This is a genomic window from Cloacibacterium rupense (assembly GCF_014645495.1).
GTDB classification, from domain to species: Bacteria; Bacteroidota; Bacteroidia; order Flavobacteriales; family Weeksellaceae; genus Cloacibacterium; species Cloacibacterium rupense.
Genome location: NZ_BMLV01000002.1, coordinates 298,611 through 321,103, shown reverse-complemented (window position 1 = coordinate 321,103; position 22,493 = coordinate 298,611). Strand labels below are relative to the sequence as shown.

The 22,493-nt window shown below is 35.2% G+C and carries 22 protein-coding genes; 11 read left to right on the top strand and 11 right to left on the bottom strand.

Features of this window, described 5'->3' with window-relative positions; translation table 11 throughout:
* Positions 1-20: 20 nt before the first annotated feature.
* Positions 21-1,361, bottom strand: coding sequence for a c-type cytochrome (locus IEW40_RS05445; protein ID WP_188617064.1), 1,341 nt, complete (start codon positions 1,359-1,361; stop codon positions 21-23).
* A 181-nt stretch (positions 1,362-1,542) separates the two neighbouring features.
* Between IEW40_RS05445 and IEW40_RS05440 the strand changes: the two genes are divergently transcribed.
* Positions 1,543-2,052, top strand: a complete 510-nt coding sequence (locus IEW40_RS05440) for an SPOR domain-containing protein (protein ID WP_188617063.1) — start codon at positions 1,543-1,545, stop codon at positions 2,050-2,052.
* A 64-nt stretch (positions 2,053-2,116) separates the two neighbouring features.
* Here IEW40_RS05440 and IEW40_RS05435 read toward each other — a convergent pair whose 3' ends face one another.
* The 6 genes from IEW40_RS05435 to IEW40_RS05410 form a co-directional block, all read right to left on the bottom strand.
* Positions 2,117-2,803: a response regulator transcription factor gene (locus IEW40_RS05435; RefSeq protein ID WP_188617062.1), complete on the bottom strand. Its 687-nt coding sequence runs from the start codon at positions 2,801-2,803 to the stop codon at positions 2,117-2,119.
* A gap of 33 nt (positions 2,804-2,836) precedes the next feature.
* Positions 2,837-4,381 (bottom strand): sensor histidine kinase, encoded by a 1,545-nt coding sequence (locus IEW40_RS05430; RefSeq protein WP_188617061.1) that lies wholly within the window; start codon positions 4,379-4,381, stop codon positions 2,837-2,839.
* 138 nt (positions 4,382-4,519) lie between these two features.
* Positions 4,520-4,870: a hypothetical protein gene (locus IEW40_RS05425; RefSeq protein WP_188617060.1), complete on the bottom strand. Its 351-nt coding sequence runs from the start codon at positions 4,868-4,870 to the stop codon at positions 4,520-4,522.
* A gap of 66 nt (positions 4,871-4,936) precedes the next feature.
* The gene (locus tag IEW40_RS05420; RefSeq protein ID WP_188617059.1) at positions 4,937-6,976 is read right to left on the bottom strand and encodes a S9 family peptidase; all 2,040 of its coding nucleotides are present in this window, start codon (positions 6,974-6,976) and stop codon (positions 4,937-4,939) included.
* 198 nt (positions 6,977-7,174) lie between these two features.
* On the bottom strand, positions 7,175-7,918 hold the full coding sequence (locus tag IEW40_RS05415; protein ID WP_188617058.1) for a uroporphyrinogen-III synthase: 744 nt from the start codon (positions 7,916-7,918) through the stop codon (positions 7,175-7,177).
* 23 nt (positions 7,919-7,941) lie between these two features.
* On the bottom strand, positions 7,942-8,586 hold the full coding sequence (locus IEW40_RS05410) for a DUF4271 domain-containing protein (RefSeq protein WP_188617057.1): 645 nt from the start codon (positions 8,584-8,586) through the stop codon (positions 7,942-7,944).
* 101 nt (positions 8,587-8,687) lie between these two features.
* On the opposite strand from IEW40_RS05410, the gene IEW40_RS05405 reads away from it, so the two are divergent.
* The 4 genes from IEW40_RS05405 (at position 8,688) to IEW40_RS05390 (ending at position 12,195) form a co-directional block, all read left to right on the top strand.
* Complete coding sequence (locus tag IEW40_RS05405) at positions 8,688-9,404, top strand: polyprenol monophosphomannose synthase (protein WP_188617056.1); 717 nt, start codon at positions 8,688-8,690, stop codon at positions 9,402-9,404.
* Positions 9,405-9,481: 77 nt separating this feature from the next.
* Positions 9,482-9,853 (top strand): DUF4296 domain-containing protein, encoded by a 372-nt coding sequence (locus IEW40_RS05400; protein ID WP_188617055.1) that lies wholly within the window; start codon positions 9,482-9,484, stop codon positions 9,851-9,853.
* Positions 9,854-9,877: 24 nt separating this feature from the next.
* Positions 9,878-11,011, top strand: a complete 1,134-nt coding sequence (gene tgt / locus IEW40_RS05395; RefSeq protein ID WP_188617054.1) for a tRNA guanosine(34) transglycosylase Tgt — start codon at positions 9,878-9,880, stop codon at positions 11,009-11,011.
* An 86-nt stretch (positions 11,012-11,097) separates the two neighbouring features.
* Entirely contained in the window at positions 11,098-12,195 is a 1,098-nt protein-coding gene (locus IEW40_RS05390; RefSeq protein WP_188617053.1) for an LptF/LptG family permease, read from the top strand.
* Here IEW40_RS05390 and IEW40_RS05385 read toward each other — a convergent pair.
* Positions 12,189-12,899: a biotin--[acetyl-CoA-carboxylase] ligase gene (locus IEW40_RS05385; protein WP_188617052.1), complete on the bottom strand. Its 711-nt coding sequence runs from the start codon at positions 12,897-12,899 to the stop codon at positions 12,189-12,191. The genes IEW40_RS05390 and IEW40_RS05385 overlap by 7 nt on opposite strands.
* A gap of 80 nt (positions 12,900-12,979) precedes the next feature.
* On the opposite strand from IEW40_RS05385, the gene rsfS reads away from it, so the two are divergent.
* From rsfS to IEW40_RS05360, 5 genes are all read left to right on the top strand, one after another.
* On the top strand, positions 12,980-13,342 hold the full coding sequence (gene rsfS, locus IEW40_RS05380; protein WP_188617051.1) for a ribosome silencing factor: 363 nt from the start codon (positions 12,980-12,982) through the stop codon (positions 13,340-13,342).
* 66 nt (positions 13,343-13,408) lie between these two features.
* A complete protein-coding gene (gene ftsH / locus IEW40_RS05375; protein ID WP_188617050.1) occupies positions 13,409-15,400 on the top strand; it encodes an ATP-dependent zinc metalloprotease FtsH in 1,992 nt (663 codons plus the stop codon).
* Positions 15,401-15,554: 154 nt separating this feature from the next.
* A complete protein-coding gene (locus IEW40_RS05370) occupies positions 15,555-16,136 on the top strand; it encodes an LUD domain-containing protein (protein WP_188617049.1) in 582 nt (193 codons plus the stop codon).
* Between the two features lie 34 nt (positions 16,137-16,170).
* The gene (locus tag IEW40_RS05365) at positions 16,171-17,037 is read left to right on the top strand and encodes a phosphatidate cytidylyltransferase (protein WP_188617048.1); all 867 of its coding nucleotides are present in this window, start codon (positions 16,171-16,173) and stop codon (positions 17,035-17,037) included.
* A 13-nt stretch (positions 17,038-17,050) separates the two neighbouring features.
* A complete protein-coding gene (locus IEW40_RS05360; RefSeq protein ID WP_188617047.1) occupies positions 17,051-17,704 on the top strand; it encodes a phosphatidylserine decarboxylase family protein in 654 nt (217 codons plus the stop codon).
* Here the strand turns inward: IEW40_RS05360 and IEW40_RS05355 are convergent, their stop codons facing one another.
* The 3 genes from IEW40_RS05355 to IEW40_RS05345 form a co-directional block, all read right to left on the bottom strand.
* Complete coding sequence (locus IEW40_RS05355; protein WP_188617046.1) at positions 17,705-18,049, bottom strand: DUF1801 domain-containing protein; 345 nt, start codon at positions 18,047-18,049, stop codon at positions 17,705-17,707.
* Between the two features lie 11 nt (positions 18,050-18,060).
* The gene (locus IEW40_RS05350) at positions 18,061-19,899 is read right to left on the bottom strand and encodes an ABC transporter ATP-binding protein (protein WP_188617045.1); all 1,839 of its coding nucleotides are present in this window, start codon (positions 19,897-19,899) and stop codon (positions 18,061-18,063) included.
* Positions 19,900-20,037: 138 nt separating this feature from the next.
* Positions 20,038-20,427 (bottom strand): DUF4293 domain-containing protein, encoded by a 390-nt coding sequence (locus tag IEW40_RS05345; RefSeq protein ID WP_188617044.1) that lies wholly within the window; start codon positions 20,425-20,427, stop codon positions 20,038-20,040.
* 143 nt (positions 20,428-20,570) lie between these two features.
* On the opposite strand from IEW40_RS05345, the gene rho reads away from it, so the two are divergent.
* Positions 20,571-22,424: a transcription termination factor Rho gene (rho, locus tag IEW40_RS05340; RefSeq protein ID WP_188617043.1), complete on the top strand. Its 1,854-nt coding sequence runs from the start codon at positions 20,571-20,573 to the stop codon at positions 22,422-22,424.
* Positions 22,425-22,493 lie beyond the last annotated feature (69 nt).

The following is a 22,493-nucleotide window of genomic DNA, read 5'->3' as shown; positions in this document are numbered from 1 at the left end:
ATACTTCTAATTTTCTGTTATTAATAGTGACATTTACCACACTCTAAACCACCGATAGCGTCTACGGTCATTTTAGTATCTCCACCGTATTGTTTTTTCAATTTATCGTGAAGTTTTTGGTAGTATTCTTTGTTATACTCGTTGGTCATATCTACTTCTGTAGTTCTGTGACATTCTATACACCATCCCATGGTAAAGTTATTGGCCATTTGTAATTTGTCCATTTCATTTACTTCCCCGTGACAAGCTTTACATACTACATCCACTTTTTTAGCTTTGATGATGGTTTGCTCACCAGCTACTACGTGTTGAGCGTGGTTAAAGTATACGAAATCTGGCATATTGTGAATTCTCACCCACTCAATAGGTTTAGTTTTACCAGTGTAAGACTGAGAAGCCTCGTCCCAACCAGCAGCTTCGTAGATTTTCTTGATTTCTGCGGTATAGAAATCTCTGGTTTTACCTTCTTCGATGTATTTTCCTTTGTATTCAGCGATACCTTTGTGGCAATTCATACAAACGTTAACAGAAGGGATTTCAGAAACTTTTCCGTATTTAGCACTAGAGTGGCACAATTGACAGTCAATTTTGTTTTCTCCGGCGTGAATTTTGTGAGAGAAATAGATAGGTTGTTCAGGTTGATATCCTTTATAAACGCCTACCCACATCAGCCAGTTCCAAATGCCATAGAGCGCCATGATTGCTAATGCAGCCATTACTGTTTTGCCAAGAGTTTGGTACTTGTTATAGAATTCTCCTAGAGAGTGGATTCTGGTCGCATCAAGCTCAGAAATTTCTCCTGATTTTCTCTGAAGTTTTACAAGTTGGCTAAGTTTGAAGAGTACCCAAAGGAGAAGTCCTGCGATAGAGAAAAGAGCAATCAAGATGATTCTAGATTGGTTTTTTTCTTCTTGAGCGGCTTTTTGTGCTTCAGGTGAATTTGCTGCGTCTTCAGCAGCTGGTTCTACTTTAGGAGGGTTGGTGGTGTATTCTAGAATGTCTGCTACATCCTGGTCTGAAAGACTCGGGAATTGAGTCATCTCTACTTTTTTGAATTTTTCAAAGACTTCATTTGCATATTTGTCTCCAGACGCTCTTAATGCTTTATTGTCTTTAATCCATTTTTGGAACCAATCTACACCTAAATTTTGTTCCTTTTTTAATCTGTCTACTACGCCACCTAGAGCAGGGCCTACCACTTGTTTGTCTAGTGCGTGACACGCAGAACAATTGGTTTTAAAAAGAGTTTCCCCTTTTTTGGCGTCTCCTTTAAGATCTTGGGCGTAAATAGAAGCACTGGTTGTTAAGAGCAAACTAATTGCTAACAACACTTTCTTGTAATGCTTTCTCCAACTAATCATTTAAATAATCTTGGGTTAATACTATTGAGTTTACATTCAATTCCGCAAAAATAATACTTTAACACAAATTTAATAGTAGCTTTTTATGTATTTTGTCATTTTCTTTCAATTTATAATAATTCTAAATAACAATGATTGGTATCATTTTTATTTGTCTTATTTTTGCTAAAAATATTTTTTGATGAATAAGATATTAAAAGGAATAAGTTTTTTCGTATTGATGGGTTTTTATACTGTTGATGCTCAGGAAGTTGTTAAGAAAGACACCTTGAAGGGGACGGTTCTGACTATGACTATGGATTCTAAGGTGGAGGGTTTGTTGAGTGATTTGGAGGAGAAGTGCGACAGGATGAATGAGCTTGAGAGTAAGCCAACGACTAAGGTCGTGGTAAATAATAAGCCAAAAACTACGGAGGAAATATGTAGAGATAACCCAAGGATTATGGGTTTTAGGATACAAGTAGCGGTAGTGAAGTCGAATGAGGAATCTAATGAAGTGAAGGCGTATTTTAGGTCAAAGTTTCCTAATATAAAAGCAATAACAGATGCTTCGTTAAGGCCAAATTACAAAATTCTAGCGGGAAGTTACTTTACCAAGCAGTCTGCGTCTGCGGATTTAGCAAGGATAAAACAATATTTCAAAGAGGCTAGAGCGGTAGAATATTACATCTTTTGTCAAGAAGGGAAATAAAATAATTTTAACCTTATATCAAATAAAACCTCAGAAATTTCTGAGGTTTTTTGATGTTTAGTCCTTAATTTTTCACTAAAAGTCTGAATCCTTCGCCGTGAACATTGATGATTTCTAATCCTTCGTCATCTTTAAGTAGTTTTCTGAGTTTGGCAATGTAGACATCCATACTTCTCGCGGTGAAGTAGTTTTCTTTTTTCCAAATTTTTCTCAGGGCAAGGTCTCTCGGCATAAAATCGTTTCTGTGAAGGCAGAGCAATTTGAGGAGTTCGTTTTCTTTAGGAGATAGTTTGTATTCATTGTCGCCCACTCTAAGTTGTCTAAGGACAGAGTCGAAGAAGATGTTTGATATTTTAAATTGTTCTTGTTCTTCGTCTTCAACCACGGCACTTCTTTGAAGGATGGCTTTGATTTTATAGAGCAATAATTCTGTATCAAAAGGTTTGGTGATGTAGTCATCAGCACCGATTTGATACCCTTTAAGAACGTCTTCGCGTTGATTTCTAGCGGTTAAAAAGATGATGGGAGTATTTTTATCAATTTTTCTCACATCTTCAGCTAGAGAAAACCCGTCTTTTTTGGGCATCATTACATCAAAGATGCAGATGTCAAATTCTCTTTCAGTGAATTCTTTCAGTCCCATTTCTCCGTCTATGGCTAGGGTTACTTCAAAGTTGTTAATCATTAGGTAGTCTTTAAGGACTGCTCCGAAACTTTGGTCGTCTTCTACTAATAAGATTCTGTTACTCATAGTATTTGGTGTTATAATTTTACTTTATTTAATTTATATCATTGGTAATTTAAGGGTGAAAGTACTGCCTTTTCCTTTTTCGGATTCTACAATCACTTGACCTTTGTGCATTTCAATAATCTTTTTCACATACGAAAGGCCTAGTCCTTGACCTTTCACGTTATGGATATTTCCTGTTTCTTCTCTGAAGAATTTCTCAAAGATTTTCACTTTGTTTTGTTGTTCCATTCCCATTCCTTTATCAGAAATTTGGATAACGTACCAGTTGCCTTCATTTTTGGTAGAGATTTTTATTTCTGGGGTGTCAGGAGAATATTTATTGGCATTGTCTAATAGGTTGATGAGCGCATTAGAGAGGTGAAATTCATCTACTTTTACGAGGTAGTGTTCTGCTCTGAATTCTTCGGAGAGGGTTCCGTTTCTTTCTTCAACAATGAGTCTGAAAGATTTAGAAATTTCTTTGATGAGTTCTCTTACGTTGGTTTCTTTCAAGAAAAGTTTCATTTCGTTTCGCTCTAGTTTAGACATATTGAGAACGTTTTCTACTTGTTTTTTCATTCTCAAATTTTCTTGTTTAATGAGCTTAGAGTAGTATTTTACTTTTTCTGGATTGGTGGCAATTTTATCATTATTCAAAGAATCTGTAGCTACAGAAATGGTGGCTAAAGGAGTTTTGAATTCATGAGACATATTGTTGATAAAGTCTGTTTTGACTTCAGAGATTTTCTTTTGTCTCATCATATAATTGATAGAGATGATGTAAATCCCTAAGATGGTAAGCAAAGACATGAAGGTCCCTAAAAGCATGGGAAGGTTGTTTTTGACTAGGGAAGCATCTTTTCTAGGAAATACCAAAGAGAGTGAAAAAAGGGTTTTGTCATCATTATCCGTGAATAGCGGATAGGTATAATTTTTTTTGTCTTTTTGGTCTAGGAAGGTGTTGTTATTGATGGCGGTCAATTTATTGTTTTTGTCTAAAATGCCGTATCCGAATTTAGAGTCAATGCCTTGAGTTTTTAGTTCTCGGGATAAGATAGAATCTAAAACTTTTTTATTAACTCTCTGGTTGATTGGGAGGTTGGTGGCGTTGAATTTTGCAAATTCAGTTAATGAAAATATACCGCTGCTGATGTCTTGGCTTTGTGCAGAAGTAATAATCTGCGGCGCAGTAGGTGTTTTTTTAAAACTATAAATTCCTTCGTCTTTTAGAAGTCTAAACTTGGTAAGGCTATCCCCTTTGGGAGAAATCTGAATGTCTTGTTTTTCTATGATGGTTTTCCCGAAAGCGAGGGTGGTTTTGGTTAGAGAGTCTTGGGTTTGTTGAACGGTAAAAAGGGTAGGTTTTTTGGCGTTTGCAGCAAGTGTTTTGTCGAAGTTTTTAAATTTTTCGTTGTATTTGCTCACTTCAATTTCGCTTATTTTTTGGGCGGAGTTTTCAAGAGCAACATGTACTTTATTAGAAAATTCTTGTTCTAGAGAGGCGTAATACTCTTTAAGCCAATAAAACTGTAAGGAGACGAAGACTACTAGAGAAATCGTCATAAATACAGAGAGGATTGGGATAAATTTATTGTTCATTTTCCTTAGAAAATTTTGTTAAAAATAGGAATTTAACACAAATTAAACAAAATAATAGTGTATAAATTGCATGATATTTCTTAAAAACGACTTTTTTAACAAATTATTGTGAAAATAACAAAAAGATAAAGCGAGATTTTAAGAAATTTCTAACAAATTCTCATCTATAAAATACTGAATGATGGCTTTTTTCATGAGCAGTTGTTGCTCATTGGCTTTCAGTTCTGGTAATTCTTCTAATTGCTTGTAGATGGGCCAGCCGTCATTGTCATAATCTTCAAATTGATAAAACCCAAAAGGTTCTAGCAGTCTGCAAACGGCAATGTGTATCAGGTTTATTTTATCATCTTTAGAGTATTTTTGTTGACCACTTCCTAACTCTTGAATCCCAATTAAAAATAAATAGGTTTCAATAGGCGCATTTTTTTCCGTTTGGAAATTTTCTACAAAAAATTCTTCTATTTTTATCCAAAGTTCTGATTCGTTCATAATTGATGAATGATTATTTGCCACGAATGCACGAATAATTTTATTTTTCGTGTATTTAGGACTAAATTATTTTTCTAATTTTAATAAAAATGCATATTCCAAGGCATCTTCTTTTAGGCTTTCAAATCTTCCAGAAGCGCCACCGTGACCAGATTTCATATCGGTTTTGAAGATGAGGATATTGTTGTCTGTTTTCATATCACGCAATTTTGCGGTCCATTTTGCAGGTTCCCAATATTGCACTTGACTGTCGTGAAAGCCGGTGGTAATTAAGGTATTCGGGTAATTTTTTGCTTCAATATTATCGTAAGGAGAATAAGAAAGCATATAATCGTAATATTTTTTCTTTTTCGGATTTCCCCATTCGTCAAACTCGCCAGTTGTAAGCGGAATGCTTTCGTCTAGCATGGTGGTTATTACATCTACAAATGGAACTTGCGCTACAATTCCGTTGAACAATTGGGGTTCGTAATTCATAATAGCGCCCATTAAAAGTCCACCCGCAGAACCGCCCATGGCATAAAGATGTTTGGGAGAGGTGTAATTTTCAGAAACTAAAAATTGAGCAGCATCGATGAAATCGAAAAAAGTGTTCTTTTTGTGAAGCATTTTTCCGTTATCGTACCAATCTCTTCCTAGATATTCACCACCACGAATGTGAGCAATGGCATAAATAAAACCTCGGTCTAAAATTGAAAGGCGAACATTAGAAAAACTGGCATCCACAGTATGTCCGTAACTGCCATAACCATAAATTAAAAGCGGCGTTTCGGCAGATTTTTTGGTGTCTTTGTGATAAACCAAAGAAATCGGGATTTTGGTTTTTCCGTCTCTGGAATTTGCCCAAATTCTTTCAGAAATATAATTTTTAGAATCGAAAGTTCCACCCAAAACTTCTTGTTGTTTTAGAAGTTTAGTTTCGTGGGTTTTCATATTGTATTCAAAAGTAGAGCTCGGCTTGGTAAGTGAAGTATAACCGTAACGTAAGACTTCTGTATCAAAATCTAGATTAATACCAACGTAAGCGGTGTAAGTAGGCTCATCAAAAGGTAAATAATGAGATTTTCCTGAAATATTGTCGATGATTTTCAGTTGGAGCAAACCTTCGGTTCTTTCTTCGACAACGAAATAATCTTTAAAAATTTCAAAACCTTCTAGCAAAGTTTCCTTTTTGTGCGGGATTACTTCTTTCCAGAATTCTTTAGAAGGTTGGTCTACCGAAGTCTTCATGATTTTAAAATTGGTAGCGCCTCCTTCATTGGTGATGATGTAGAAGTCGTTTTCGTAATGTTCTACGGCGTATTCTAAATCGTCTTCTCTTTTTTGGATGACTGTCCATTCTGCAAAAACATCATCTGCGGGAATAAACCAATGTTCGTCTGAAATGGTAGAAGAGCTTGCGATGAAGATATATTTTAAAGATTTAGATTTATAAACGCCTACATCAAAAGTTTCGTCTTCTTCGTGAAACACGAGAACGTCTTCTTCCTGAGAAGTTCCTAATTGATGTCTGTAGATTTGGAAAGCGCGGAGAGTTTCATCTTTTCTGATATAGAAAAAATGTTGATTATCGGCAGCCCAAACTGTTTTACCAGTAGTATTTTCTATTTTGTCTGGAAGGAATTCGCCCGTTTCTAAATTTTTGAGGAGGATGGTATAAATTCTTCTTCCTAGCATATCTTCAGAAAAAGCCGCCAATTGGTTATTGACAGAAACCGAGAAACTACCCACATCATAGAAATCTTTACCAGTCGCCATTTCATTGACATCGAGCATGAGTTCTGCTTCGTTTTCTAAGCTTTTGAAATGTCTGTAAAAAAGAGGATATTCTTTTCCTTTTTGGTATTTTACTACATACCAATATTCATTGAAGAAATAGGGTAAACTTTCGTCATCTTCTTTGTAGCGGGCTTTCATTTCTTGGAAGAGCAGCTCTTGCAAATCTTCGGTATCTTTCATTACGAAGTCGCAGTAGGCATTTTCTTCTTCTAAATATTGTAGCACTTCAGGGTTTTCTCTTTCGTTGAGCCAAAAGTAAGGGTCAATTCTTTGGTGACCATGAATTTCTAAAATTTTATCGCGTTTTTTTGCTTTAGGGGCGTTCATTTGTTTTATAGTTCAAAAGGTTTGAAATCGTTTGAAAATAGTTCAAAACTGATATGTGGGAGAAAATTTTTGTTTGCAAAGATAAGGTTTCTATAAATGAAAAAATCACCAAATCTCTTTGATGATTTTTTGATATTTTGGAAGGTTATAAAAAACGCTGTTGGTTAAGAGCGTTAAAACCCTTGTTTTACAGTTGACTTATTTTTGGTTGGCTCTTACATATTTTTCGATGGCCATGGTCATCGAAGGGGTTTCTTTGGTAGGAGCCATCACATCTACTCTCAGTCCAGCTTCTTCGGCAGCTTGTTTTGTAGAAACGCCGAATACCGCTATTTTTTTGTCACCTTGTTCAAATTTAGGGAAATTTTGGAAGAGTGATTTTATTCCTTGATGAGAGAAGAACGCCAGCATATCATATTCTTCGATACTGATGTCAGATAAATCACTAGCTACGGTTCTGTACATTACGGCTTTGGTCCAATCGATTCCAGAGTTGTTCAGAACTTTTGCAGTTTCTTCGGTTAGAACATCAGAGCAAGGGAGAAGGTATTTCTCATCATGATGTTTTTTGAAGAGAGGAGCAAGGTCAGCCATAGATTTTTCTCCGTAAGAGATTTTTCTTTTTCTGTAGACGATGTGTTTTTGAAGATAATTGGCGATGGCTTCAGACTGGCAGATGTATCTCATAGAGTCAGGCACCGCGAAACGCATTTCTTCAGCTAGTCTGAAGTAGTGGTCTATGGCATTTTTACTGGTAAAAATAATGCCTGTGTAGTGAGAAAGATCAATTTTCTGAGTTCTCAGTTCTTTAGCGTCTACACCTTGAACGTGAATAAACGGTCTAAAGTCAATTTTTATCTTTTCTTTTTTGGCGATTTCCAAATACGGTGAAGATTCTGCACTTGGAGTGGGCTGTGAAACCAGAATAGATTTAATTTTCATCCTCAAAAATTCCTAATAAATATTTAAATAAAGCAAAACTTCCAAACGACCAAAATTGGTAAAATTTGGAGACTGCAAATATACAAAAATTTATAATAAAAATGCTTAGGTAAAATTTGCTGATTATTAAACAGATAATAACCTATTTTTAATATAAAAGCGAGAAAAAGGATAATTAAATACACCTTTAAAAACAAACGGGTGTTTAATGGTAAATAATAGTGAATGACACAGGTGATTAAAATAACTAAAGAATAGATTAAATAATATTTCTGAGCGGCGTGAGCGAAGTAGTTGTAATTCTTGATGTTGTCTACACTGGCGAAGAAAAAATAGGTGACAATATTTTTGACAAAGTAGAACAACAATAAGGTGGTGAACATAAACCCAAATTTATTGAATTCTATGCCAAAAGCCGAGAAATTTTCGGTAATAAACTTAGGAACTACTGGGATGTATTGAGAGAAAAGTACAGAGAAGCTGGCGCAATGCAAAATGGTGGTGATGGCCCAGCTGAGATGGGTGTTGTTTACATTTTCTAAGGGTTGCATTAGGAAATCATAGAGAGAGATGTCTCTGTGTAGTGTTTTAAACATCATGATATAAGAAAAAGCAATGCCAATGACACTGTAAATTACCCAATCTGGATGCGATGCAACTCTTATCAATTTTATAGTTTTTGCAAAAGTAAGAATTTTTAGGAACAATATTTGATTTTGGTTTTTAAAAGAATCTCCATAAAAGTCATATCTTTGCCTCTTCAAATATTATGAAAAAATTAGTCATTATCCCCACTTACAATGAGAAGGAGAACATCCGAAACATTATTCATGCTGTTTTTGCATTAGAGCAGGATTTCCATGTGCTTATTGTAGACGATTCTTCGCCAGATGGCACTGCACAAATCGTAGAAGAAATGAGGAAGGAGTTTCCTACGCATCTTCATTTGCTCGTTAGAAAAGTAAAAGACGGTCTTGGTAAGGCCTATATTGCAGGGTTTAAATGGGCTTTGCAGTATCAATATGATTATATCTTTGAGATGGATGCCGATTTTTCTCATAATCCTAATGACTTACCTAAGTTGTATGATGCTGCTGTAAATGCAGATATGAGCATAGGTTCTAGATATTGCAATGGGGTAAATGTGGTGAATTGGCCGATGTCTAGAGTACTGTTGTCTTATTTTGCTTCTAAGTATGTAAGATTTGTTTTGAGTATTCCAGTTTTTGATACAACGGCAGGTTTTGTGTGTTTTTCTAGAAAAGTTTTAGAAGAAATAGGATTAGACGAAATCAAAATGACGGGGTATGGTTTTCAAGTGGAGATGAAGTATCGAGCTTTTAGAAAGAAATTCCAAATTTCGGAAGTTCCTATTATATTTACCGATAGAACTCAGGGTGAGAGCAAGATGAACGGAGGAATCATTAAAGAAGCCGTTTTCGGAGTGATTGATTTAAAACTCAAATCTATTTTTGGTAAGTTATAAATCGATATAATTAGAAAACACTTACACCGATAAGCAAAAAGCAACTCTATATATATTTTGTACAATAATACCTGCATATGAAAAAACTCATTTCACTTTTTTCACTATTGTTTCTTTTTTCTTGTTCTGATATCGTAGATGAACCGAAAAATCTCCTCAGCAAAGAAAAAATGGCAGAGGTGATTGCAGATTTTGCTATTTATGACCAATCTTATGTGGTAAATCCTAATACAAATATGGAGTTGACGAGTAGGTTTGTGCTTAAGAAACATAAAATTACGGCACCTGTTTATAGAGAGAGTTATAAATATTATATGTCTCATCCCACTCAATTGGATAAAATTCTAAAAAAAGCAAAGAAAATCATATTAGAAAAAGATCCGGAGCTAGAAGGCTACATCGAGAAGATGAAAAAGAAGAATCCTAATCTTCCCACATTCGTAAAATAATTCCTTGTAAAGAAATTTATTATCATGCATTCATTTTTTGAAATTGAAAAAACAAGTTCTGGGAAAGCCAGAGCTGGCAAAATAACCACCGATCATGGCGTAATAGAAACGCCTATTTTCATGCCTGTAGGCACTGTAGCTTCTGTAAAAACGGTACATCAGCACGAACTGAAAGAAGACATCAAAGCGCAGATTATCTTAGGAAATACCTATCACTTATATCTGAGACCAGGAATGGAGATTATGCAAGAAGCAGGTGGATTGCACCAATTTATGAATTGGGATAGGCCTATTCTTACCGATTCTGGAGGCTATCAAGTTTTTTCGCTTTCTTCTAGCAGGAAAATGAGTGAAGAGGGTGTGAAGTTTAAATCTCATATCGATGGGAGTTATCATTTTATTTCACCAGAAAAATCTATGGAAATCCAGAGACAGATTGGGGCAGATATTTTTATGGCTTTTGATGAGTGCACACCTTATCCTTGCGAGTACAACCAGGCAAAATTGTCTATGGAGCTTACGCACCGTTGGCTAAAACGTTGTATAGATTGGACGAATGAAAACAAAGAAATCTATGGTCACCAACAGCATCTTTTCCCCATAGTTCAAGGTTCTACCTATTCTGATTTAAGAAAAATTTCGGCAGAAGTTATCGCCGAAGCAGGAGCGGATGGTAATGCCATTGGCGGACTTTCTGTAGGGGAGCCCGAAGAAGAGATGTATAGAATTACCGATGAGGTGACCGATATTTTACCTAAAGAAAAACCTAGATATTTAATGGGAGTAGGCACACCTTGGAATATTATAGAAAGCATAGGTCTTGGGATAGATATGATGGATTGTGTGATGCCGACTAGAAATGCCAGAAATGCTATGCTTTTCACGTGGCAAGGGGTGATGAATATGAAGAATAAAAAATGGGAAAAAGATTTTTCTCCTCTTGATGAATTTGGGACCAGCTATGTAGATAGAGATTACAGCAAGGCCTATGTACGTCATTTATTTGTAGCCAAAGAATATTTAGCAAAGCAAATTGCATCTATTCATAATTTGGCTTTTTACTTAGATTTGGTAAAAGTAGCCAGAGAACACATTATAGCTGGTGATTTCTATGAGTGGAAAGAGCAGATTATTCCGCAATTGAGACAAAGACTTTAATTGGTTTATGCGAATAGCAATTAACTTAAAATTACTATTTTTGAAAACGATTTAGCAATATTGCCAATCAGCGATTTTATAGATTAATGAAAATATTAGACCGTTACATCATCAAAAAATATATAGGGACGTTGGTATTTATGCTGGCGTTATTGTCGATCATCATTGTTGTTATTGATGTGCAGAGTAAAGCCCCAAGGATAGAAACTAATGGCTATACTGTCAATTATTTTCTGGTGCATTTTTATCCGTATTTGATGTTGTATTACATTATCACATTCTTTTCTATTTTGGTGTTCATCACCGTAATTTATTTCACTTCTAGAATAGCCAATAATACCGAGATTGTAGCTTTTATAAGTAGTGGGGCAAGTTTTCATAGGTTTGCAAAACCTTATTTGGTTACATCATTGGTTATTGCAGCAATTATTTTAATGATTAATCATTTTGTTTTGCCTTGGTCAAATATCAAAAAAAACGAATTAGAAATTTACACCATGAGTACCGTGAACCGAGAAAAGTTTACGGCCAATAAACAAATTTCTACTCAGCTCAATCCTCAAGAATATATCTTTATCAACAGTTACAACAGACAAACCAATAGAGGTTCTGGTTATTTGTACCAAAAGTTTGATCAGAATAAGAAGTTGCTTCAGCAGATAAATGCTACAGAAATCTATTGGGATGAAAAGAAAAAAGTTTTTATCATCAGCAATTATTTGGAAAAAACTTCAGGTAAGAATGATACCGAGCAATTGAAAAATGGAGATACTAAGGAACAAAATTTCAAACATTCACCAGAAGAACTCTTTCCTAATGAATTGTTAGGTCAAAATAAGACAACCCCAGAGTTAATTAAATTTATAAAAAGAGAAAGAGATAAGGGTAATAGCAATATCAACACTTACCTTAATGAGTTACATCAAAGAACTGCTATGCCTATTTCGGTGGTTATTCTTACGTTTTTAGCGCTTTCACTATCATCTCAGAAAAAAAGAGGTGGATTGGGGCTTAATTTAGCTTTAGGGATTAGCATTGCCTTTGTTTTTGTTTTTTCTTTCGAAGTGCTTAAGATGCTTTCCTCTGAAGACGGATTCTTTTCTCCGCTTTTTGCCATGTGGTTGCCTAATATTGTTTTTGGGTCTTTGGCATTTTACCTCTATTGGAAGCGAGCCAATCAGTAGAGCATTTCTATTTCTTTATGAAAGAATTTCTGTAAACCTTCGTTTTCTAGTTCTATCCAAAGATAGCCCTCTTCGTCAGCATGTTTAATTATGCCATTTTGTCTGATATGGTTTTTTTCAAAGACTGCGATTTCATCTTTTTTGTATAGATTTTGATTGTACAATTCTGCGATGTTTTTCGGGAAAGTATTTTGAACCAAATGCTGAAAAAGATATTGGTGGAAGCTGTTTGCGAATTTTTCTAGGTCGAATGCCAGGTGCGTTTGTGTGAGTATGGAGCCTGCTTTTGGTAGATTTTCGAAGTTTTTTTGTAAAACATTGATGCCAATTCCAGCTATTAAAAAATCTCCTTTTTTTTCGAAAATCATTCCAGATATTTTCTTATTTTTAAGAATTAAATCATTGGGCCATTTGATGCTTACAGGTTCTTGGGTCAAATTGGCAATAAAATCACGCACTACAATTGCGGTATAATAATTGAAGAGAATATTAGAACAAAGGATGTTTTGGGTTTTGATGGCAAAAGAATAGGCTAGGTTTTCATGAGGGTTGTTTTCCCAAATGTTTCCATATTGTCCTCTCCCACGAGTTTGGTTAAAAGTATAGATGGCTAAATAATCTTCTTGCAGATGATTAGAATTTATAAAATCTATAACTTCATCTTGGGTAGAAGAACACTTGGATAAGTAAATTTGGCTAGTCATTTAACAAAATTTTATGTCATTATAATCACCGAAAACTAAAGAAAAAACAATAAATTTGCAGTTAAACTTAATTTTTTTGAATGAGTAAAAATACAGAAAAAGAACAATTAATAGCCAAAATTGTAGAAGCAATACAAGACACCAAGGGTGAAGATATTAAAATTCTAGACCTTACCAAGATAGAAAACTCTGTGGCAGAATACTTTGTAATATGCAGTGGTAATTCTAATACCCAAGTTTCGTCTATCGCAGGAAATGTAGAAAAAAAGGTAAGAAATGACCTTAAAGATAGACCATGGCACGTAGAAGGCAGTGAAAATGCACTATGGGTATTGGTGGATTACATTTCTGTAGTGGTGCACATTTTCCAAAAACAAATCAGAGACTATTACGAGATTGAAGAACTTTGGGGAGACGCCAAAGTTATCAGTATAGAATCTTAATCAGACAATTAAACAATTTTGATGAAGGGTTACGCTCTTTATCAATCCATAATGAAATATTAACAGATGAAAGAAAAAAGCGGTTTTAATTGGTTTTACTTAGTAGTTCTATTGATTATAGGAATTACGGTATATCCATTATTAAATATAGAGTCGAGTAAAACGATTACTGAAAACGAAGTATTCTCTTTGTTGAAAGATAAAAAAGTGCAAAGGATAGTGGTCTATACCGATACGCCTAATGCAGATATCTACTTGACCAAAGAGGCAAAGGATAAATTGGTAGCTAAAAAGGATAAGAAGACTGACAATCCACTGCTTCCTAATATGCAGCAAGGTCCAGATTATGATTTTAATTATGGGAATTTGCAATATTTTCAACAGAAATTAGATGCTTTCCAAAAGGCCAATCCTGAAACTAAAAATGTTGGAATTAAATATGACCAAGCAGGTTCTCCAACTCAAAATTTATTAATTAATATTTTGATTTGGGTAGGCATTATGGGCTTAATCTATTACTTTCTTTTCAGAAAAATGGGAGGAGCAGGCGGTCCTGGCGGTCAAATTTTCAGCATTGGGAAGTCTAGAGCCAAACTTTTTGATGAAAACGAAAAAGTACAAGTGACTTTTAAAGATGTGGCAGGATTAGAAGGAGCGAAAGAAGAGGTACAAGAGGTAGTAGACTTCTTAAAAAATTCTGAAAAGTATACCAAGTTAGGGGGTAAAATACCAAAAGGTGTTTTATTGGTAGGCCCTCCGGGAACGGGTAAAACCTTATTGGCAAAAGCAGTAGCTGGTGAAGCTAAAGTGCCATTTTTCTCTCTTTCAGGTTCTGATTTTGTTGAAATGTTTGTAGGGGTAGGTGCTTCTAGAGTTCGTGATTTGTTTGCACAAGCCAAAGCTAAATCTCCAGCAATTATCTTCATTGACGAGATAGATGCGATAGGTAGAGCTAGAGGAAGAGGGGGGCTGCAAGGCGGTAATGATGAAAGAGAAAATACACTGAACCAACTTCTAACTGAAATGGATGGTTTTGGTACTGATACCAATGTTATCGTAATGGCTGCTACCAACAGAGCTGACATTCTAGATAAAGCTTTAATGAGAGCTGGTCGTTTTGACCGTTCTATCTATGTAGATTTACCAGAATTGCACGAAAGAAGAGAGATTTTTGATGTGCATTTGGCAAAAATTAAACTAGACCCAGGAATTGATAGGGATTTCTTAGCCAAACAGACCCCAGGTTTTTCGGGAGCAGATATTGCCAATGTTTGTAATGAAGCAGCTCTTATTGCTGCAAGAAACAACCACGACAATGTTACGAAGCAAGATTTCTTAGACGCGGTAGATAGAATTATTGGCGGTTTAGAAAAGAAAAATAAAGCGATTAAACCATCAGAAAAGAAAAGAGTGGCCTTCCACGAAGCGGGACATGCTACTATTTCTTGGTTGGTAGAACATGCGGCGCCACTTTTAAAGGTGACCATTGTGCCTAGAGGGAGAAGTCTAGGAGCGGCTTGGTATCTGCCAGAAGAGCGTTCACTTACCACTACCGAGCAGATGCTAGACGAAATGTGTGCTACGCTAGGAGGTAGAGCAGCAGAGCAAGTTGCTTTCGGTAATATTTCTACAGGAGCACTTTCGGATTTAGAAAGAGTGACTAAGCAAGCGCAGGCTATGGTAACCATTTATGGTCTAAGTGAAAATATTGGTAATATTTCTTATTATGACAGTTCTGGTCAGTCTGAATACAGTTTTGGTAAGCCATATTCTGAACAAACGGCTCAGAAAATAGATGTAGAGATTAAGAGCATCATTGAAAATCAGTACCAGAGAGCGGTTCAGATTTTATCAGAGAATAGAGATAAGCTAGATGCTTTGTCTAATAAATTATTAGAGAAAGAAGTGATTTTCCGTGAAGATTTAGAGGAAATTTTCGGTAAAAGAGCTTGGGACCCAGAACTTACAGAGAGGCCAGTGGGGCAATCGGTAGAGACAGAGGTATCAAAGCCAGAAGATCAGACACCTCAAGAGAATGCACAAGAAGCTCAGAATTAGAGTATTAAAATATTAAATTATAGGATTCCCAATAGATTTTTAAAAACCTCTATTGGGAATTTTTCTTTTTTATAATTTATATCTTTGATATATAGTAAGTTTCTAAATTATTTTATATTTTTGTAGATAGCAAAGTTTAAAAATCGTTAAACCATTGAGTATATTTAAAAAGTTAGTGAGCAAAATTCTCCACCAGGAAGAGCCTGAGGAAGAATCCAACGTAACCAAATTGGCGGATCAGCTAAAACATGCTGATCTAGACTATAAGTTTGCCCAGCTTTTTACTACATCAGGCGGTTTTTTTAATTATTGTGCAGACGAGGCAGAAGCGCTACAGACCCTCAATCAAATTGTAAAAATAGAGGATATCAAGAATGTTTTTTGTTGTGATGAGGATTTACAAAACTTTTTAAACGTTACCAAAACCAATTTCACGGGTTCTTTAGACATTAATAATGATGCTGCTTTTATCACCTGTGAGTTTTTAATAGCGTTTGATGGTAGGATTATGCTTTCTGCCAATAATATTTTGCACTATCACTCTTCTAGATTGCCAGAAAAAATCATAATTATGGCCAATGTTTCGCAGATTGTAAGCAATCTAAGTGAGGCCATGATGAAGATTAAAAGAAGAGGAAATGTAAGAAATCTCACCTCGATAAGTGGCAGTCAATCAAAATTAGATACTCCTAATAAAGATAATAGCAAACTTTTCTTACTTTTGCTGGAAGATTAATTTCTTCAAATTTCTCTATCAAATTATTTTCAAATTGGATAAAAACTTAATTCAAAGACTATTTTCGGGAGCAATTTATGGATTGCTTATTTTTTTATGCACTACAGATTATGGTGCGAAATTCATCAACAGCCTATCACCAGGTTTGGTGAAGCAAGAGCAGTTGTACTACGGACTCATTACATTTTTTGTAGCTGTAGGAGCCTATGAAAGTGTGAAAATCATGAAGTTTGATAGCGTATTGTATCGCTGGTTGGTACTGCCATTGATTGCATTGGTCTACTATAAATTCACCACGCGGTTTTTCGGACACGGCTTTTATTTCAATTACAATCTTTCAGAAATTTTAGCATTAGCATTAATTGTCATTGCTTGTATTACTTTGTTTAGATTTGCTTCAGAGTTGTATTATGACGAAGGAAAATTGATATTTACCGTCATTTATGTATCACTTCCTTTTGGTTTTGCATTGGGCTTACCAAAATTTTATGAGGACACTTTTACTTGGGAGGTTTTCATGCTGTTTGTATTGATTTGGAGCAGTGATTCATTCGCATATTTTACAGGAAGAATGTTTGGGAAACATAAGATGGCGCCAAAGATTTCTCCTAAAAAAACTTGGGAAGGTTTTGCAGGTGGTGTATTTTTCACTTTGATTTTAGGTTATTTCATAGAGCAAAAATTTCCAGAATTGAGAGGAAATTGGATGGTTGTAGGGTTTTTGGTGTCTGTTTTTGCGCCCATTGGCGATTTGGTAGAGAGCCAATTGAAGAGAACTTTTGGGGTAAAAGATAGCGGAAATATCCTTCCTGGGCATGGTGGTGTGTTAGATAGACTCGATAGTTTTATAATTGCCGCGCCTGTTGTATATTTGTACTTTATTTTAGAAAAATTATTTTAGGAACAATATAGTTATGAAATTACATAAAGAAAGCAAGGGAACTCTATTGGTAGCAAGCATTGTAGTTGCTTTATTTACCTTTTTATCGGTGCATTATTTAGGCATGCTCTCCCTTTTAGTGATTGTTCCGCTGCTTATTTTATACGGTTTGGTTTTCTGGTTTTTCAGGGTACCAAAGAGAGAAATTCTAGACCACAAGGAAAATGTAATTGCCCCAGTAGACGGAAAAGTGGTGATGATTAAAGAAGTCTATGAAGATGAGTTTTTAAAAGATAAAGCCATTCAGGTTTCAATTTTTATGTCTCCGTTGAATGTGCATATTTGTAGATATCCTGTTTCGGGGAATGTAATTTACAAAAAATATCATCCGGGTAAATATTTGGTTGCTTGGCACGAAAAATCTTCAACTGAAAACGAAAGGACTACCGTAGCCGTAGAAAGCATGACCAATCACAAAGTGGTTTTCCGCCAGATAGCTGGTTATGTAGCGCGTAGAATTGTTTTCTATTGTACATTAGGAGACGAGGCAAAAGCAGGTCATGAGTTTGGCTTTATTAAATTCGGCTCTAGAATGGATGTTTTCTTGCCTTTAGACTCAGAAATTATCTGTAAAATTGGTGATAAGACCAAAGGTGGAGTAGATGTAATTGCTAGAATGAAGGAATAATTACTTAATCCACTTTTTTACCTTATCTAATATTTCTAAAAGTAATTCTAAGGGAAAATCCTCATTTTCATCGATTAGTAAAATTTTGAACAATTTTCTATCTTCTTGGATTAGAAATGGAGATTCTATTTTGTTACCGTGATTGAAACTGATGTAATATTTTTTAAATTTTTTGTGAAAGCTAAAATAGCATAGCATTTTTCCTTTGTATTTGTAAAAAGGAAGACCGAAGCTGAATGTTTCGGTGATATCTTGGTCAGAGGATAAAATTTGCTCTCTTAGGAAAAGCAATAAACTTCTTGCGGGTTCTGGTTGATTTAAAAAATATTCTTGAATAGGATTCATTTTTGAAAAGCTTACCCAAAGTTCTGCAATTCTACCAGTTTTTTATAGGTGCCGTTGTGCGCCATCAATTCATCGTGAGAACCTTGTTCTACGATTTCTCCTCGTTCCATTACTACGATATGGTCAGCCTTTTGGATGGTAGATAAACGGTGTGCAATGACCAGAGAAGTTCGGTTTTCCATCATTTTATCTAGCGCATCTTGTACAAATCTTTCAGATTCTGTGTCTAAGGCAGAAGTAGCTTCGTCTAGAATCATAATCGGTGGATTTTTAAGAACCGCTCTCGCGATAGAAAGTCGTTGTTTTTGTCCACCCGAAAGTTTACTTCCATCATCGCCAATATTGGTTTGGTATTGTTCTGGCAGATTTTCTATAAATTGGTGGGCATTGGCAATTTTCGCTGCGTTGATGACTTCTTCTTGTGAAGCGTCATTTTTACCCATCAAAATATTGTTATACACGGTATCATTAAACAAAACAGACTCTTGGGTCACCATTCCTAAAAGTTGGCGATAATCGGTTAGTTTTAGGTGTTTTATATTGTTGCCATCCACTAGAATTTCGCCATCGGTTACATCATAGAATCTGGTCAAAAGATTGGCGATGGTAGATTTTCCGCTTCCAGATTGTCCTACCAAAGCTACTGTTTTACCTTTCGGAATGCTGAGGTTGAATTTTTTCAGGATTTGATGTTCACCATCATACGTAAAATTCACATTTCGGAATTCTATTTTGTCATTTAAGGTAGAAATAGCAATAGGATTTTCTATTTCTTCAACTTTTAAATCGTAGTCTAAAACTTCTTGCACCCTTTGCAAAGCAGGAATACCACCTTGGATGTTAGAAATAGAGGAAGACAATTTTTTAGCAGGCTCTAGAATCTGAAAAAATAAACCGATAAAAACCAAAAAAGTTTCTGGCTCTTTCATGGTGCCATTGATGATTTGACTTCCCGCAAACCAAGTAATCATTAAAATTGTAACTGAACCAAGGAATTCTGAACTTGGTGATGCCAATTCTCTTCTTCGGCTCATAGCAATGGCGTAATTTTGCCAATTGTTGGTGGTTTTATCAAATCTAGAATTTAGGATTTTATCCGCATTAAAAATTTTGATAATTTTAGAAGATTTCAAGGTTTCATCTACCAAAGAAAACAAGTTTCCTAATTCTTCTTGAGCTTTCATAGAATGCTTTTTCAAGCTTTTTCCAACCCAAGAAATCACTCCACCCATGATAGGGAAAACCAATAGTGAGAACAGCGTCAATTTAGGAGAAAGCGCAAACAAGGTAATAAGCGAAGAAACAATCATAAAAGGTGCATTGATGATGTCTACCAAACTTCCCATAATAGAGCTCTCTACATTGCCTACATCGTTAGAAATTCTACTCATCATATCTCCTTTTCTTTGTTCTGTAAAGAAAGAAACGGGTAATTTCAGAAATTTATGATACACCAAAGCACGTAAATCTTTGGTAATTCCTACTCTGTAATTCACCAATAAAAATGAACCTAGATATCTGAAAATATTTCTAAAAAAGAAAGCAATTGCTGTAATTATACAAAGAATGGCAAGAACTCTTATAGCGCCATTATTATCTATAGAAACCTGAATTTGGTAATAGGCTAAGTCTTTTAAATAAGAGAAGTAATCTCCGAATTTACCACTATAAGTAGGTATTTTACTGGTGTCCACTTTTTTATCTAATCCGAACATAATGCGCAAGATAGGCAGCATGGTAAGAACGGAAAAGATATTAAGCAAAGAATATAATAGATTGAAAAATATACTTCCGAAAAGATATTTCTGATGAGGTTTTGCTAGGTTTAAAACTCTTTTTAGTGGGCTCATTTTATTATGAATAAGGTGCAAAATTACACTTTTTTAATTTGTAATTATTAAAATTGCATTATTGGGAGGATTTTAATGCATAAAAAAACAGCTTCGTTTCCGAAACTGTTTTCACTCAAAATAAATCGTTGGTAAGATTTATCGAATTCTGTCTACAGATTTTACGAGTTTCTCGTCTTTTCTAATGAAGATGTTTGCCATAAACAAACAAAACAAAGAAATGAGAGGGAATGCCAACTCAATACCTTTCTCAGGAAAATCTATTCCTCCAGATAAATTTAGTAGCCAATATATCAATAAACCAGTCAACAAAGCGTTTATGAAAATGTTGATATTATTCAACAAAATCTGTCTTACTCTCTTTTTGTAACTGAAAATAGATACTATTGCTAGTAAAAATGACACCAAACCTAGTGCAATCACCACATAAGAACTTCCGAAAAGCTCTACGTCTAAACTTTGAAAATGTAGCACAACCTGCGCTATCACTACGATTAGTAAGAAAATGGTTTGTATTCTCTGTATCATTTCTCTGCAAAAATAAAATTTTTTTTGCACTTTATCAAAAATAATGTAGATTTGCATAGTAACAATTCAAATAAAGAAGAATCGCCCGATTCAACTTTCTTACTTACAATTACTTATATTTATTACAACATTTCACATATTTTATGTTTAACATCGAAACGTTAAGGTCAAAGTCCTTACCGGAATTGACCAAAATCTCTAAAGATTTAGGCGTTAAAATTCCTAAAAGCAGTACAAAAGACGAAGTTGTATTTGCGATTCTAGATTTTCAGGCTTCTAATCCTAAACAAGCCAAGGAATATTATAACGCTACCGAAACTACTATGGAAGAAAACGCTCCAAAACCTGCTGCGGCCAAGACCTCAAAAGCTAAGCCTAAAGCTGCTCCTAAAAAGAAAACAGAAAAACCAGCAGAACTATTTGAAGTTCCATCTGAAACTCCGTCTAAAGCTCCATCTGAAGTGAAAACGGAAGTTGTAGAAGCTAAAGCAGAAACTGAAATCGCTTCAAAATCTGAGGAAAAGCCTCAAGCAGAGTCTAATGCTGGAAAAAGGCCAAGAAAAAGAGTTTCTGCCCCTGCTGTAGAAGTTCAGAAAGAAGAAACTCCTGTTGCTGAAACCATAGCAGAAGTTAAAACTGAAGAAAAACCTGTGGAAAATGTGGCACCTGTTGCTCCACAACAGCCCCAACAAAACCAGCAGAATCAACAAAATCAGCAAAGAAAGCAGCAACAGAACAACAATAATAAAAACAAAAACCGTCATCAAAACGGAAATCAGAATAACCAAAACCATCAAAATAATCAGCAACAAAACGGACAAAATAACCACCAACAACAAAATGAAGCTGTAGAAGAAATTCCTGCCAAAAAGGAATTCAATTTTGATAATGTAGTGGTAGTAGAAGGCGTTTTAGAAATTCTTCCGGATAATTACGGATTCCTTCGTTCATCAGATTTTTCTTACATTTCTTCACCAGATGATGTATTTGTTTCTACTCAACAAATTAGAAATTACGGTTTAAAAACGGGTGATACCGTAAAAGGAATGGTGAGATTGCCGAAAGAAGGTGAAAAATATTTCTCTCTTCAAAAAGCCATCGAAGTAAACGGTAGAGACCTTGATTTTATAAAAGATAGAGTAGCTTTTGAGTATCTTACGCCACTTTTCCCTCAAGAAAAATTTAATCTAGCAGGCAAAAATGCGACTATTTCTACTAGAATTGTAGATTTGTTTACCCCAATTGGTAAAGGTCAACGTGCGATGATTGTTGCCCAACCTAAAACGGGTAAAACGATGTTGCTAAAGGATATTGCCAATTCTATTTCTGCCAATCACCCAGAAGCGTATATGATGATTCTTTTGATTGATGAAAGACCAGAAGAGGTAACCGATATGTCTAGAAGTGTAAATGCAGAGGTGATAGCTTCTACCTTTGATGAAAGTGCAGATAAACACGTAAAAGTAGCGAATTTGGTTTTGGCAAAAGCCCAAAGAATGGTAGAATGCGGCCATGATGTGGTGATTCTTTTAGACTCTATTACCAGATTAGCCAGAGCTTACAATACGGTAACTCCAGCTTCTGGGAAAGTGCTTTCGGGTGGTGTAGATGCTAATGCGATGCACAAACCTAAAAGATTTTTCGGGGCAGCTAGAAAAATTGAAAACGGTGGTTCTTTGACCATTATTGCTACGGCTTTGATTGATACCGGCTCTAAAATGGACGAAGTAATTTTCGAAGAATTTAAAGGAACGGGAAATATGGAACTTCAATTGGATAGAAAAATATCGAACAAGCGTATTTTCCCAGCGGTAGATTTGGTAGCCTCTTCTACCAGAAGAGATGATTTGCTTCTAGATGATACTACCCAACAGAGAATGTGGATTTTACGCAAATATTTAGCCGATATGAATCCTCTAGAAGCGATGGAATTTGTACAAAAACAAATGCAAACGACCAGAAGCAACGAAGAGTTTTTGATGTCGATGAATAGATAAAAATATCAATTATCGAACGATAGAGAAGAGAACGTGTATTTTTGCACGTTCTTTTTTAATTTAATAGAC

Coding starts and splice junctions, on each gene's coding strand:
- tgt (WP_188617054.1), top strand. CDS start 9,878: ATGCATTCATTTTTTGAAATTGAAAAAACAAGTTCTGGGAAAGCCAGA.
- IEW40_RS05425 (WP_188617060.1), bottom strand. CDS start 4,870: ATGAACGAATCAGAACTTTGGATAAAAATAGAAGAATTTTTTGTAGAA.
- IEW40_RS05390 (WP_188617053.1), top strand. CDS start 11,098: ATGAAAATATTAGACCGTTACATCATCAAAAAATATATAGGGACGTTG.
- IEW40_RS05355 (WP_188617046.1), bottom strand. CDS start 18,049: ATGAATCCTATTCAAGAATATTTTTTAAATCAACCAGAACCCGCAAGA.
- IEW40_RS05400 (WP_188617055.1), top strand. CDS start 9,482: ATGAAAAAACTCATTTCACTTTTTTCACTATTGTTTCTTTTTTCTTGT.
- IEW40_RS05440 (WP_188617063.1), top strand. CDS start 1,543: ATGAATAAGATATTAAAAGGAATAAGTTTTTTCGTATTGATGGGTTTT.
- IEW40_RS05350 (WP_188617045.1), bottom strand. CDS start 19,899: ATGAGCCCACTAAAAAGAGTTTTAAACCTAGCAAAACCTCATCAGAAA.
- IEW40_RS05435 (WP_188617062.1), bottom strand. CDS start 2,803: ATGAGTAACAGAATCTTATTAGTAGAAGACGACCAAAGTTTCGGAGCA.
- IEW40_RS05445 (WP_188617064.1), bottom strand. CDS start 1,361: ATGATTAGTTGGAGAAAGCATTACAAGAAAGTGTTGTTAGCAATTAGT.
- IEW40_RS05415 (WP_188617058.1), bottom strand. CDS start 7,918: ATGAAAATTAAATCTATTCTGGTTTCACAGCCCACTCCAAGTGCAGAA.
- IEW40_RS05420 (WP_188617059.1), bottom strand. CDS start 6,976: ATGAACGCCCCTAAAGCAAAAAAACGCGATAAAATTTTAGAAATTCAT.
- rho (WP_188617043.1), top strand. CDS start 20,571: ATGTTTAACATCGAAACGTTAAGGTCAAAGTCCTTACCGGAATTGACC.
- IEW40_RS05345 (WP_188617044.1), bottom strand. CDS start 20,427: ATGATACAGAGAATACAAACCATTTTCTTACTAATCGTAGTGATAGCG.
- IEW40_RS05360 (WP_188617047.1), top strand. CDS start 17,051: ATGAAATTACATAAAGAAAGCAAGGGAACTCTATTGGTAGCAAGCATT.
- ftsH (WP_188617050.1), top strand. CDS start 13,409: ATGAAAGAAAAAAGCGGTTTTAATTGGTTTTACTTAGTAGTTCTATTG.
- rsfS (WP_188617051.1), top strand. CDS start 12,980: ATGAGTAAAAATACAGAAAAAGAACAATTAATAGCCAAAATTGTAGAA.
- IEW40_RS05405 (WP_188617056.1), top strand. CDS start 8,688: ATGAAAAAATTAGTCATTATCCCCACTTACAATGAGAAGGAGAACATC.
- IEW40_RS05385 (WP_188617052.1), bottom strand. CDS start 12,899: ATGACTAGCCAAATTTACTTATCCAAGTGTTCTTCTACCCAAGATGAA.
- IEW40_RS05430 (WP_188617061.1), bottom strand. CDS start 4,381: ATGAACAATAAATTTATCCCAATCCTCTCTGTATTTATGACGATTTCT.